This window comes from Pseudomonas sp. Sample_11 (assembly GCF_004307505.1).
Classification (GTDB): domain Bacteria; phylum Pseudomonadota; class Gammaproteobacteria; order Pseudomonadales; family Pseudomonadaceae; genus Aquipseudomonas; species Aquipseudomonas atacamensis.
Window position 1 is genome coordinate 14,912 of sequence record NZ_RCOD01000046.1, and the last position, 12,767, is coordinate 27,678.

At 60.4% G+C, this 12,767-nt stretch carries 14 protein-coding genes; 5 read left to right on the forward strand and 9 right to left on the reverse strand.

Annotation, left to right across the window (positions count from 1 at the left end):
- Positions 1-265: 265 nt before the first annotated feature.
- Genes D8U60_RS11345 through D8U60_RS11355 form a run of 3 tightly spaced genes read right to left on the reverse strand, consistent with a single transcriptional unit; the run spans position 266 to position 2,304 of the window.
- Positions 266-1,501, reverse strand: a complete 1,236-nt coding sequence (locus D8U60_RS11345) for an RNA polymerase sigma factor (RefSeq protein ID WP_130900155.1) — start codon at positions 1,499-1,501, stop codon at positions 266-268.
- Positions 1,494-1,838, reverse strand: coding sequence for a YciI family protein (locus D8U60_RS11350; protein WP_024014039.1), 345 nt, complete (start codon positions 1,836-1,838; stop codon positions 1,494-1,496). Before D8U60_RS11350 ends, D8U60_RS11345 begins: the two co-directional genes overlap by 8 nt.
- 40 nt (positions 1,839-1,878) lie before the next feature.
- Positions 1,879-2,304, reverse strand: coding sequence for a nuclear transport factor 2 family protein (locus D8U60_RS11355; RefSeq protein ID WP_130900156.1), 426 nt, complete (start codon positions 2,302-2,304; stop codon positions 1,879-1,881).
- 142 nt (positions 2,305-2,446) lie between these two features.
- On the opposite strand from D8U60_RS11355, the gene D8U60_RS11360 reads away from it, so the two are divergent.
- Positions 2,447-2,932: a GNAT family N-acetyltransferase gene (locus D8U60_RS11360; RefSeq protein ID WP_024014041.1), complete on the forward strand. Its 486-nt coding sequence runs from the start codon at positions 2,447-2,449 to the stop codon at positions 2,930-2,932.
- 142 nt (positions 2,933-3,074) lie between these two features.
- Here D8U60_RS11360 and D8U60_RS11365 read toward each other — a convergent pair whose 3' ends face one another.
- The 3 genes from D8U60_RS11365 to D8U60_RS11375 form a co-directional block, all read right to left on the reverse strand.
- Entirely contained in the window at positions 3,075-3,563 is a 489-nt protein-coding gene (locus D8U60_RS11365) for an N-acetyltransferase (protein WP_024014042.1), read from the reverse strand.
- An 89-nt stretch (positions 3,564-3,652) separates the two neighbouring features.
- Positions 3,653-4,138, reverse strand: a complete 486-nt coding sequence (locus tag D8U60_RS11370) for a GyrI-like domain-containing protein (RefSeq protein ID WP_073472062.1) — start codon at positions 4,136-4,138, stop codon at positions 3,653-3,655.
- Positions 4,139-4,207: 69 nt separating this feature from the next.
- Complete coding sequence (locus D8U60_RS11375; RefSeq protein ID WP_016773553.1) at positions 4,208-4,870, reverse strand: LysE family translocator; 663 nt, start codon at positions 4,868-4,870, stop codon at positions 4,208-4,210.
- A 138-nt stretch (positions 4,871-5,008) separates the two neighbouring features.
- On the opposite strand from D8U60_RS11375, the gene alaC reads away from it, so the two are divergent.
- Positions 5,009-6,217, forward strand: coding sequence for an alanine transaminase (alaC, locus tag D8U60_RS11380; RefSeq protein WP_071173329.1), 1,209 nt, complete (start codon positions 5,009-5,011; stop codon positions 6,215-6,217).
- A 186-nt stretch (positions 6,218-6,403) separates the two neighbouring features.
- Here the strand turns inward: alaC and D8U60_RS11385 are convergent, their stop codons facing one another.
- Positions 6,404-7,756: a GntP family permease gene (locus D8U60_RS11385; protein ID WP_016773551.1), complete on the reverse strand. Its 1,353-nt coding sequence runs from the start codon at positions 7,754-7,756 to the stop codon at positions 6,404-6,406.
- An 82-nt stretch (positions 7,757-7,838) separates the two neighbouring features.
- Positions 7,839-8,372 (reverse strand): gluconokinase, encoded by a 534-nt coding sequence (locus D8U60_RS11390; RefSeq protein WP_016773550.1) that lies wholly within the window; start codon positions 8,370-8,372, stop codon positions 7,839-7,841.
- 216 nt (positions 8,373-8,588) lie between these two features.
- Here D8U60_RS11390 and D8U60_RS11395 point away from each other — a divergent pair, with 216 nt between their 5' ends.
- Positions 8,589-9,620, forward strand: a complete 1,032-nt coding sequence (locus tag D8U60_RS11395; RefSeq protein ID WP_024014046.1) for a LacI family DNA-binding transcriptional regulator — start codon at positions 8,589-8,591, stop codon at positions 9,618-9,620.
- A gap of 117 nt (positions 9,621-9,737) precedes the next feature.
- Here the strand turns inward: D8U60_RS11395 and D8U60_RS11400 are convergent, their stop codons facing one another.
- Complete coding sequence (locus D8U60_RS11400; protein WP_110602469.1) at positions 9,738-10,610, reverse strand: LysR family transcriptional regulator; 873 nt, start codon at positions 10,608-10,610, stop codon at positions 9,738-9,740.
- 122 nt (positions 10,611-10,732) lie between these two features.
- Between D8U60_RS11400 and D8U60_RS11405 the strand changes: the two genes are divergently transcribed.
- Positions 10,733-11,173, forward strand: coding sequence for a PACE efflux transporter (locus D8U60_RS11405; RefSeq protein ID WP_130900157.1), 441 nt, complete (start codon positions 10,733-10,735; stop codon positions 11,171-11,173).
- Between the two features lie 125 nt (positions 11,174-11,298).
- Positions 11,299-12,723 (forward strand): MFS transporter, encoded by a 1,425-nt coding sequence (locus D8U60_RS11410; protein ID WP_130900158.1) that lies wholly within the window; start codon positions 11,299-11,301, stop codon positions 12,721-12,723.
- The last annotated feature ends 44 nt before the right edge of the window (positions 12,724-12,767 follow it).

The window sequence follows — 12,767 nt, forward strand, 5'->3', positions numbered from 1 at the left end:
CGATTATGGATTCAAGACAATTCGTTCAAGTCGGTGAATCCCTCCAATATCCCCCAATCGGTCCCCTCTCCCTTTGGGAGAGGGGACCGACCGAGGTGTCTGGCGTTATGCATCGACCTGAAAAACCTTATCGATTATGGATTCAAGACAATTCGTTCAAGTCGGTGAATCCCTCCAATATCCCCCGATCAGTCCCCTCTCCCTTTGGGAGAGGGTTAGGGTGAGGGCAATCCACAGACTGCCCACAATCGCCAGAGCGCCAAGGTCAGAGCATTTCCAGCGCCATGATCCGTCCTCGAATAAACCGCCGCTCCGGCTCCTGCCGCGTCAGCTCCAGCGCCCGCTGATACGCGGCCCGCGCCTGCTCCACCCGGCCCAACTGCCGGCAAAACTCCGCCCGCGCCGAATGCGCCAAGTGGTAATCCTGCAACTCCCCACCCGCCAAAATCCCTTCTACCAACAACAACCCGGCCAACGCTCCATCCCGTTTGGCCACCGCCACCGCGCGGTTCAGCTCGATCACTGGCGACGGCACCGCGCGCAGCAGCACGTCATACAGACCGACAATCTGCTGCCAGTCCGTTTCCGCCGCCGACGGCGCTTCCGCATGCACCGCTGCAATCGCCGCTTGCAGGCAATACGGCCCGAAGCGTCGCGTGCTCAGCGCGTGCTCGACCAGCGCGCAGCCTTCGGCCATCAACCGGGCATCCCACAACGAGCGATCCTGATCGTCGAGCAACACCAGTTCACCGCTCGGCGAGGTTCGTGCCGGCCGGCGTGATTCATGCAGCAGCATCAGCGCCAGCAGACCCATGACTTCCGGCTCAGGCAGCAACTCCATCAACAAGCGCCCCAGCCGAATCGCTTCGCGCGTCAGATCCTCGCGGGTCAGCTCGGCACCGACCGAGGCCGAATAGCCTTCGTTGAACACCAGATAAATCACCCGCAATACGCTGTCGAGGCGCTCGGGCAATTCGTTCAGCGTGGGTACTTGATAGGGGATTTTCGCGTCGCGGATCTTGGCTTTCGCGCGCACGATGCGCTGGGCAATCGCCGCCGGCGCCGAGAGAAAAGCGCGGGCGATTTCCTCGGTGGTGAGGTCGCAGACTTCGCGCAAGGTCAGCGGTACTTGCGCATCCGCCGCCAGGGCCGGGTGGCAGCAGGTGAAGATCAGCCGCAAGCGATCGTCTTCCACGTCTTCGCCACTCCAGTCAGCCTGTTCCAGCTCATCGAGTTGCGCCATCAGCAACGGTTGCGACGCCTTGAACCGCGCGCGCCGGCGCAGCACATCGATGGCTTTGAAACGTCCGGTGGAGACCAGCCAGGTACGCGGGTTGTCTGGCACGCCGTCGCGTTGCCAGCGCTCGACCGCGACGAAGAACGCCTCGTGCAAGGCTTCTTCGGCGAGGTCGAAATCACCGAGCAGGCGGATCAGCGTGGCCAGAATCCGCCGCGAATCCTCGCGGTAGACCTGCTCGACCCGCGCCCTGACGTCAGACATTCAACTGCCGCACCGGACGCACTTCAACGCTGCCGACCCGGGCTGCCGGAATATTGCCGGCGACCTGAATCGCTTCGTTGAGATCCTTGGCATCGATCAGGTAGAAACCGGCCAGTTGCTCCTTGGTTTCAGCGAAAGGCCCGTCGGTGATCGACAACTTGCCGTTGCGCATGCGTACCGTGGTGGCGGTCTCTACCGATTCCAGCGCTTCGGCGGCGATCATCCGCCCGCTGCCCTGAATCGACTCGGCGTAGGCCCAGCATTCGGCGTCCTCCGGGCTGTCGGGCGAGGTATGCAGCAGGCGTTCATCGCTGTAGACCAGGCATAGGTATTTCATGGCGCTCTCCTGATTCGAACGGATCAACTATGGCTGAAGATCAGGGGGTTACATCGAACAGCGTCGCGCCGCTCATCGGATCGAACGGTGCCGACCAGTGCTCATGGGCAATCTTCCACGCCCCGCCGACTTGCCGATAACAGGCGGTCACACGCATCCAGCAACTCTGGGTTTCGCCCTTGTCGTTGGTGCCGCCGCAATTGGCCACCCAGTGGGCGAAAGCGATGTTGTCGGCGCTTTCGATGGCGACTTCGTGGAACTCGAAGATGTGCGGGCCGGGGCACATTTCCATGCACTCGACCCAGTGCGCGCGGTAGGCCGCTTTGCCTTTGAATTGCAGGGCCTTGATCGCATCGAACGAGACGATGTCGTCGGCGTACAGGGCCATGACTTTTTCGACGTCCTTGCCCATTACCGCTTCGCGATAGGTATTGATCAGAGTCTGGATTTCGCTTTGTACGCTCATGGTGTTCTCCGTGGTTTTTGTTGTGAAGACACCCTTAGTCGTTTGCCCTTTGCGCAGATCGACAGGGCAAACAAAAAAAATTCACTGACGACAATGTCGCTAGAATCCGAGCTTCAATCCTTGTAGGAAAAAGGAAATTCCCGTGTCAGCCCAACTCGTGCCTTACGACAGCCTCAGCCCATTGCAGCGTGAGCAAGTCGAGTCGATTGAAATTCACCCCGAGCAGATCAAGTTCTCCGGCGACATCCACGGTGCCCTGCACACCCTGCTGTCGAAGCCCGGCCCCGGGGTAAAGGGTTTTGCCCTCCTGGCGGACGACGTACCGGTAGCGTTTCTGCTGCTCAAGCGCCCGCCGGTGTTGCCCGACTGGGCCGACGAACACAGCGCCACGTTGCATGCTCTGCAGGTCGATCGGCGCGCGCAGGGCAAGGGTTACGGCAAGGCGTGCCTGCAAGCGCTGCCCGCTGTCGCCCGTGAAGCGTGGCCGGAAATCAAGGGGCTGGAATTGTCGGTGGACGCTGATAACGAGGCGGCAATTGCGCTGTATGCCAGGCATGGCTACGTCGACAGCGGCGAAGCGTACAAGGGCCGGATCGGTTACGAGCGGCGCATGGGGCTGTTCTTCTGAGTATCCCCTGATCGTTCCCACGCTCCGCGTGGGAACGCCTCTTTGTGACGCTCTGCGTCACGGTTTTGGGACGCGGAGCGTCCCCGGCTGCATTACCACGCGGAGCGTGGGAACGATCAGGCAGTTTCGATAGGTGTGGGCTTCAGAGGGTCAGGATCATCTCGTGCCACGCCATGCCGCCGTGGTCGGACTCGGACGGCTTGATGTAGGCAAAGCCAAAGCCGGCATACAGCGCAATGTGCTGCTCTTTGCACATCAGATGAATTGTCGCTTTGTCCATGGCGCGCATGCGCTCGATGAATTCGGCGAGCAGGCGCTTGGCCAGGCCCTGCCCTTGGTAATCCGGGTGCACCACCACCGACATGATCACCACGTTCGGGCCTTTCGGGTCGTGGCCGATCAGTTCCTTGAAGGCTTCGTCGGACATCTGCACGTCGAACGCCGCGCCGGAATTGATGAAACCGGCGACCACGCCGTCCACCTCGGCGACGATGAAGCCGTCCGGCCAGGTGGCGATGCGCGTGGCGATCTTTTCGCGGGTGGCGGCTTCGTCGCCTTCGTAGGCAACGGTTTCGATGGCGTAGCAGCGGTCCAGGTCGGCGGCGCTGACGTTGCGGATCACGGTGTTCATGGCAGCTCAAAAATCTGTGGAAACAAGGCCCGCCAGCATAAGGCACAACCACCGGTGGTGGACATGCTCCGCCTCGATTGTTACGCCGCTCAGGCCTTGATCGGCAGCCAGATTTCCAGCGTGCCGGTATTGAGTTTCGGGTTGTAATCCTCGCTGTAGCGCTCGAATTCCGGGGCGTCCGCCGCTTCGTGGCCGGACTGCGGCAGCCAAGTGTTCCAGATGTACTGGAAGGTGTCAGGGAGTTGCGCCAGTGACCCCTTGTGCTCAAACACCGCATATTGCTGCGGCTGGATTTCAACCCAGCGGTACTTTTCCGGCAGGTCGTCGAGCTTGTCGATCTGCACCCCGGCGATGTATTCGAAACCGCCCTCGCCATCCGCATTGCAGCAAACGCCATAGGTCACTTCATTGACTTGCGCGGGGATTTTTCCCAAGTGCGGGATCAGTTTTTCCCACAACGCGGGAATGTCTTCGGTGGTCTCCTGAGTGAATCGCCCGCCGAAACCGGCAATCAGCAGAAATTGCCCGTGTTCGAAGCGAGGCTCGGTTATCTCGACGCGTTGTTGTTCATCCATGACGCGACTCCTCAGAACGGAAAAGTGGATTCGGCTGGGAGTATAGAAAGCCCGACCCGTTTCGCACGTTTACAGCGAATGCAACTGCTCGACGGCGCCCGAGCCGACAAACTCGTTGTAGCCAGATACGATCACGTACACCGCGAAATAACAGAAGATCGCCGCCGATGCCAGATAGGAGTAGCGCAGAAGCTTGTCACCCAGCAGCTTGCCGCCGTGGCTTGCCGCGAAGCACAGACCGGCCGACCACAGCAGCCCGGCGCAGAGAAAACCACCGAGAAACAGCGCCGAACTCAACGGACCACCGCCACCGGACCGGGCGATCAACGTGCCGCCGACCGCAGCAAACCAGAGAATCGCACTCGGCGACGACATGGCGAGAAAGATGCCGCGAAAGAATTCCTTGCGATGGGAGTTCTGCCCCACTTCCGCGGTTTCCGCCAGCAGCGCTTCGTGGTGAATCGCCGAATAAATCATCTTCGCCGCGAAGTAGATCAGCAGCGCCGAACCGCCGATCCATAGCACCCAGCGCACGGTTTCGTATTGCAGCAAAACGGTCATGCCGGCCAAGGCCAGCACCGCATAGATCAGGTCACCGACGCAGGTGCCCAGGCCCAGAGCGAAGCCCTGAAAGTAGCCGCGCTGCATGGCCAGGGTGATCATCGCGATGTTGGCTACGCCGATATCCAGGCACAGCGAAAGGCTCAGCAAGAAGCCGCTGGTGAATTCCATTGACCGATTTTCCTTGAAAAAAATGTTTACAACCGCGCTGGACAGTATGCCATCACTGCCCTTATCTTCCGCCACAGGTCACCGCAGTGACCAGCGTCGCTCGGACGGTTCCGGGCGCTTACGTTATCCGAGGCAACAATGGCCGAACAAGGTTCGCCGCGCCGCTTTGCGCGCATAGATCGACTCCCCCCTTACGTTTTCAACATCACCGCCGAGCTGAAAATGGCCGCTCGCCGCCGTGGTGAAGACATCATCGACCTGAGCATGGGCAATCCCGACGGCGCCACCCCGCCGCACATTGTCGAAAAACTGGTGCAGGTCGCCCAACGTGAGGACACCCACGGTTACTCGACGTCCAAGGGCATCCCGCGCCTGCGCCGGGCGATTTCCAACTGGTACAAGCAGCGCTACGAAGTCGATATCGACCCGGAAAGCGAAGCCATTGTCACCATCGGTTCCAAGGAAGGCCTGGCGCATTTGATGCTGGCGACCCTGGACCAGGGCGACACCGTGCTGGTGCCGAACCCGAGCTATCCGATTCACATCTACGGTGCGGTGATTGCCGGCGCCCAGGTGCGTTCGGTGCCGCTGGTGCCGGGGGTGGATTTCTTCGATGAGCTGGAGCGGGCCATTCGCGGCTCGATCCCCAAGCCGAAAATGATGATCCTCGGTTTCCCGTCGAACCCGACCGCGCAATGCGTGGAGCTGGATTTCTTCGAGCGGGTGATCGCCCTGGCCAAGCAATACGACGTGTTGGTCATCCACGACCTGGCTTATGCCGACATCGTCTACGACGGCTGGAAAGCCCCGTCGATCATGCAGGTGCCGGGGGCCAAGGACATTGCGGTGGAGTTTTTCACCCTGTCCAAGAGCTACAACATGGCCGGCTGGCGCATTGGTTTCATGGTCGGCAACCCGGAACTGGTCAGCGCCCTGGCGCGGATCAAGAGCTACCACGACTACGGCACCTTCACCCCGCTGCAAGTGGCGGCGATTGCTGCGCTGGAAGGTGATCAGCAATGCGTGCGCGACATCGCCGAGCAGTATCGTCAGCGTCGCAACGTGCTGGTCAAAGGCCTGCATGAGCTGGGCTGGATGGTCGAGAATCCAAAGGCGTCGATGTATGTGTGGGCGAAGATTCCCGAGGCGTATGCGCATCTGGGTTCGCTGGAGTTCGCCAAGAAACTGCTGGCCGAGGCCAAGGTCTGCGTCTCGCCGGGGGTTGGCTTTGGTGAGTACGGCGATGATCACGTGCGCTTTGCCCTGATCGAAAACCAGGATCGGATTCGTCAGGCCGTGCGCGGGATTCGCGGGATGTTCCGCGCGGATGGCCTGGCCTCGAAATAAGTGGCACACCTCTGATCGTTCCCACGCTCTGCGTGGGAATGCCTCAATGGACGCTCTGCGTCCGCTTTGGGACGCGGAGCGTCCCGGGCTACATTCCCACGCGGGGCGTGGGAACGATCAAGCAGGAAGTCCACGCCCACAAAAAAACCGCATCACTGCGGTTTTTTTGTGCCTGCAAACTGCCGCTTATACGAACAGCGACAACAGCAGGATGAAGCCCAGGCCCACTACCGACAGAATGGTCTCCATCGCGGTCCAGGTCTTGAAGGTTTCGGCCACGGTCATGTTGAAGTACTGCTTGACCAGCCAGAAACCGGCGTCGTTGACGTGAGACAGAATCAGCGAGCCGGCGCCGGTGGCCAGCACCAGCAGCTCACGGTTGACGCCCGGAATCATGCCGACAACCGGCACCACAATGCCGGCGCCAGTGATGGTCGCCACGGTCGCCGAACCGGTGGCGATACGGATTACCGCCGCCACCAGCCACGCCAGCAGGATCGGCGAGATCTGCGCGCTGACCGCCATGTGGCCGATCACGTCACCCACGCCGCTGGTCACCAGCATCTGCTTGAAGCCACCGCCGGCACCGATGATCAGAATGATCGCAGCGGTAGGCGCCAGGCTTGCGTCGAGCCATTTGAGCATCTGGTTGGAACCGATGCCCTGCTTGTAGCCGAAGGTGTACAGCGACAGCAGCAACGCCAGCAGCAGTGCGGAGATCGGGTGGCCGATCATGTCCATCCAGATACGGAAGAAGTTGCCGTCCGGCAGCGCCACGTCCGCGAAGGTTTTCAGCAGCATCAGGAACACCGGCAGCAGCACGGTGACCAGAGTAATGCTGAAGCTCGGCAGGTTGGCCGAATCGTTTTCACGGGCCAGTTGATCGACCAGCTCCTGATTCGGGTGACCCGGGATGTGCTTGGCGATGAAGGTACCAAAGATCGGACCGGCAATGATTGCCGTCGGCAGCGCGACGATCAGACCGTACAGAATGGTCTTGCCGATGTCAGCGCCAAACACGCCGATGGCCAGCAGCGGGCCCGGGTGCGGCGGTACCAGCCCGTGCACCGCAGAGAGGCCGGCGAGCAGCGGGATACCGATCTTGATGATCGACACACCGGTACGACGGGCAACGATGAACACCAGCGGAATCAGCAGCACGAAGCCGATTTCGAAGAACAGCGGGATGCCCACCAGGAACGCGGCGAACATCATTGCCCACTGGACTTTGTCCTTGCCGAAGGCGCGGATCAGGGTCTGGGCGATCTGATCGGCGCCGCCGGATTCGGCCATCATTTTGCCGAGCATGGTGCCCAGGGCGAGGATGATGCCGACGAAACCGAGCACGCCACCGAAGCCGTCCTGGAACGCCTTGATGATGGTGTTGATCGGCATGCCCGAGGTCAGGCCGAGGAACGCGGCGGCGATGGTCAGGGCAATGAACGGGTGAATCTTGAATTTGGTGATCAGGATAATCAGGCCGATTACCGTGACCACCGCATCGAGCAGCAGGAACGTCTCGTGGGACATGCCAAACATGGGGGGTGTCTCCTGGATTGTTGTTGTTATTAAAGCGGGTTGAACAGAAGTCGGGAGGACAGCGCTGTCTTTTTCAACATACTCATACCGCCTGTTTCAGACCGTTGGCCTGCCACCAGACGTGAGCCTGCAGGGCCAGCTCTTCGACGCTGTGAATCGAGGCATTGAGCGGCAGAGTCAGCGGCTCGCCCTTGGGCGATTCGAGGGTGGCGAACTGGCTTTCGATCAACGTCGCCGGCATGAAGTGGCCCGGGCGGTGCGATACACGCTCGGCGGCGACTTCCGGGGTCAATTCAAGAAACACGAAACCCAGGCCCGGCAAGGCACTGCGCAGACGTTCGCGATAGCTGTGTTTAAGGGCGGAGCAGGTCAATACCGGGCGCTGGCCTTGGGCATCGACGCGACGCAGTTCATCGCACAGGCTGTCGAGCCAGCCAGCGCGGTCTTCGTCGTTCAGGGGGATCCCCGCGCTCATCTTTTCGATGTTCGCGGCCGGATGAAAAGTATCGCCTTCAATGGCAGTGGCGCCGCTCAATTGGCACAGGGCCTGGCTGACGCACGTCTTGCCGCAACCGGCAACGCCCATGATGACCAGGGCGGTGATGGGATGACTCATATAACACCTCAGCGCGCAGACAGCGCTACCTTTGCTAGCTATGACTCTAGTGCACAGGCAGAAGTTGCCGACGCCTTCTTGTCGTTTTTTTGGGTTGCAGCAGGTTTGTTCCCGACGCCAAAAAGCACAGATCAGGCAGGACCGCGCTCACGCATTTGCAGCTGCATCAGGACAGCGCTACCTTAGTGCCTTGATTTTTGTTTGGCAAGCCGCCCGATGACCTCCCCCAAGAACGATAAAAATACCCGCACCACCGGCCGTCCGACCCTTAATGAAGTAGCCCGCCTGGCCGGCGTCAGCCCGATCACTGCCTCGCGCGCCTTGCGCGGGGTGAGCACGGTAGCCACCGAACTGGTGGAAAAAGTGCAGAAAGCCGCGCTCGAACTCAATTACGTGGTCAACCCCGCCGCCCGCGCACTGGCCTCGGCGCAGAGCCATTCGGTGGTGGTGCTGGTGCCGTCGCTGTCCAACCTGCTGTTCATCGACACCCTGGAAGCCATTCATCGGGTGCTGACGCCCAAGGGCTTCGAAGTGCTGATCGGCAACTTCCACTATTCGCGCGATGAAGAAGAAAACCTGCTGCGCAACTACATGGCCTATCAGCCGCGCGGGTTTCTGCTGACCGGTTTTGATCGCACGGAAAGTTCGCGGCGGATGATCGAGGCCAGCAACATTCCTTGCGTGTACATGATGGAGCTGGACAGTGCTGCCGGAGTCAATTGCGTGGGTTTCTCGCAGTTGAGCGCCGGGGAAACTGCCGCCGAACACCTTCTGTCTCGCGGACGCAAGCGCTTGGCCTACATTGGTGCGCAGCTGGATCAGCGCACGTTGTTGCGCGGTGAAGGCTTCCGCAAGGCGTTGCAGAAGGCGGGCCGTTACGACCCGGATCTGGAAGTGCTGACACCGCGTGCTTCGTCTGTGGGCTTGGGTGGCGAGTTGTTTTTGCAATTGCTGGCGGCGCACCCGGATGTAGATGCGATTTTCTTCGGCAACGATGACCTGGCCCAAGGTGCGCTGCTGGAAGCGTTGCGCAATGGCATCAAAATTCCCGAGCAAGTGGCGATCCTCGGTTTCAACGACTTGCCGATGTCCGAACACATGGTGCCGCGCCTGAGCAGCATCAACACCCCGCGCGAGGCGATCGGCCGGCGCGCAGCGGAGCAGATGCTCACGTTGATGGCGGGCAACAAAGTGGCGCGGCCGGTGGAGGATATGGGGTTTGAGCTGAAGGTGCGCGAGAGTACCTGACCCTCACGCGATCCCCTGTAGGAGCTGCCGAAGGCTGCGATCTTTTGATTTTGCTTTCAAGAACAAGATCAAAAGATCGCAGCCTTCGGCAGCTCCTACAGGGGTTTTGTGTTGCGTTCAATGGCTGAGCAGGTCAACCAGGGCCTGCGCGCCCTTCTGCAATGGCTGGCTCTTGAGCCACACCGCGTGCACCGGCAGCACCAGGCCATTTTCGATGTTGCGAAAATTCAGCCGCTTCAAGCGTCCCGTGTCCAGCCACGGCTGTACCACCGACAGCGGAAAATTACCCCAGCCCAACCCCGCTTCGACCATTTCCATTGCCGTCTCAAGATTGTCCGTACGCCAGTAAGACTCAGCCACCAACGGCCGCGTCTCGCTGATCGGCAAGTCACGGCTGGCGACGATGATCTGCCGCACCTGCACCAGATCTTCAAGAAACACATCCCGCCCCTGCAACAACGGGCTGTCCGCCGCCAGCGTGGCGATCATCCGTTCGCTGCCGACAAACTGGAACCGCTCCAGCGCATTCACGCTCAAACCGGCGAACGCCAGGCACACCCTGACCCGGCCACTGTGCAACATCGCCAGCACATCATCCTGCGGCGCAGTCAGCACTTCGATGTCGAGCAACGGATGCCGCTCGGCAATCACCTTGATCGCTGCCAGCAAGCGCCGCCGATCAACGTCCGCAACCACGCCGATCGACAACCTGCTTTCCAGTCCCAACGACAGCTCCACCGCGTGCACTTGCAGCTGCTTGAGCTGCTCGGCGATCAGTCGCGCGTGCGGCACCAACGACTGCGCCATCGCCGTGGGTTGCGGCTCGCGATGACTGCGGTCGAACAGCGGGTAACCGAGTTCCGCTTCAAGATTGGCAATGCCCATGCTCACCGCGGAGGGCACCTTGCCCAACTGCCGCGCGGCAGCGGAGAACGAGCCGCGTTCGATCACCGCGAGAAATAATTCGATGCTGTCGCTGCTGAAATTCAAATGCCTGCCCTATCAATAAAACTGAAAGCTACCGACTTTTTCTGTCAGGTCTATTGAAGCTATCTTTCGCCGCCTTCGCCAGCCCTGCTGGCCAACATTCGGCAAGAAAGAGGCAAATCTGCATGCAAGGCGTGAAACGCAAACTGGTCTACGTGTCGCTCTACGAAGTGATCGGCATGACCTTCTCGGCACTTGGTCTGGCACTGTTATCGGGCACATCGCCGGGCAGCACCGGGCCGCTGGCGGTGATCATCACCAGCATCGCCGTGACCTGGAATTTCATTTACACCTCGTTGTTCGAGCGCTGGGAAAGTCGCCAGGTCTCGCGCACCCGTACGGTCAAACGACGTATCGCCCACGCCGTCGGCTTTCAACTGACGCTGATCGTGTTTCTGATTCCGTTGATCGCGTGGTGGATGAACATCAGTCTGGTGCAGGCGTTCCTGCTGGATCTGGCACTGATCATTTTCATCCCGTGCTACACCTTCGTGTTCAACTGGATGTTCGACCGGATCTTCGGCCTGCCGAGCTCGGCGTTGCCGGATTCTGCCGCTGCGACATAAATCGCTAATTCGTAAGCAGATATTGCGAGAAATCAGCGGTTCAACCTGTTAAACCGCCGACATTCACAATCCGCTAACACCGATAGCAGGCTAAGCTTTTCCATCAATAAAAAATGGATCAGCCTATGACTGCTCACGCTCCCGCCGCCGCGCCCAGTGATGGCATCGACCCGGTACGCGCCGCCGAAATTTCCGCCCGCATCGATCGGCTGCCCGCCGTTGCTACCATCTGGCGTCTGGTGGCGCTGCTGTCGATCGGCGGATTTTTCGAACTCTACGATCTGTTCCAGACCGCCTACATCAGTCCTGGGCTGATTCGCGACGGCTTGTTCGCCACGGGCAATCAGGGGGTGTTCGGTTTCTCCGATCAGGCGGCGTTTGCCTCGGCGACGTTCCTCGGCCTATTCCTCGGCGCCAGCCTGCTTAGTCCGCTGGCGGATCGTTTCGGCCGCCGGGCGATCTTCACCTTCGCGCTGATCTGGTACACGGTGGCGACAGTGCTGATGGGCATTCAGACCTCGGCGCTGGGCATCATCGGCATGCGCTTTCTGGTCGGCATCGGCTTGGGTATCGAATTGGTGACGATCGATGCCTACCTCTCGGAACTGGTTCCTAAACGCATGCGCAGCTCGGCGTTCGCCTTTGCGTTTTTCGTGCAGTTCCTCTCGGTGCCGGCGGTGGCCTTGATGTCGTGGTGGCTGGTGCCGCAAGCGCCGTTCGGCATTTCCGGCTGGCGTTGGGTGGTGTTGGCCAGCGCGGTTTTTGCGCTGTTTATCTGGTGGCTGCGCAAGCGTCTGCCGGAATCGCCGCGCTGGCTGGCGCAGCATGGTCGCTTTGATGAGGCCAACCGGATCCTCGACCATCTCGAAGCGCGCTGCGCCAAGGATTACGGCAAAGCGCTGGATGCGCCGGAACCGGTGCCCGTCGATGTCGAAGGCAAGGGCCGCTTCGCCGATATCTGGCAGCCGCCCTACCGCCGCCGCGCATTGATGTTGATCGTCTTCCACATCTTTCAGGCGATCGGTTTCTTCGGTTTCGGCAACTGGTTGCCGGCGCTGCTTTCGGGGCAAGGCGTGAGCGTCACCCACAGTTTGATGTACGCCTTCATCATCACCCTCGCCTACCCGCTCGGGCCGTTGCTGTTTGTGAAGTTCGCCAACCGCTTCGAAAACAAATGGCAGATCGTCGGCTCGGCCCTCGGCGCGATGACCTTCGGCACCCTGTTCGCCCTGCAGAGCAGCGCGTTCGGGCTGATTTTCTGCGGCGTGATGATCACCTTCTGCAACGCCTGGTTGAGCTTCAGTTATCACTCCTACCAGAGCGAACTGTTCCCGACCAACATCCGCGCCCGCGCGGTCGGGTTCTGCTATTCGTTCAGTCGCTTGTCGACGGTGTTCAGCAGTCTGCTGATCGGCATGTTCCTGGATAATTTCGGCACGCCGGGGGTACTGGCGTTTATCGTCAGCAGCATGCTGATCGTGATGCTGACCATCGGCTGGTTCGGCCCACGAACGCGTAATCTGGCGCTGGAGAATATTGCTCATCGTTGAAGGCCAACGCAGGACTCACCTGTGGGAGCGAGCCTGCTCGCGAA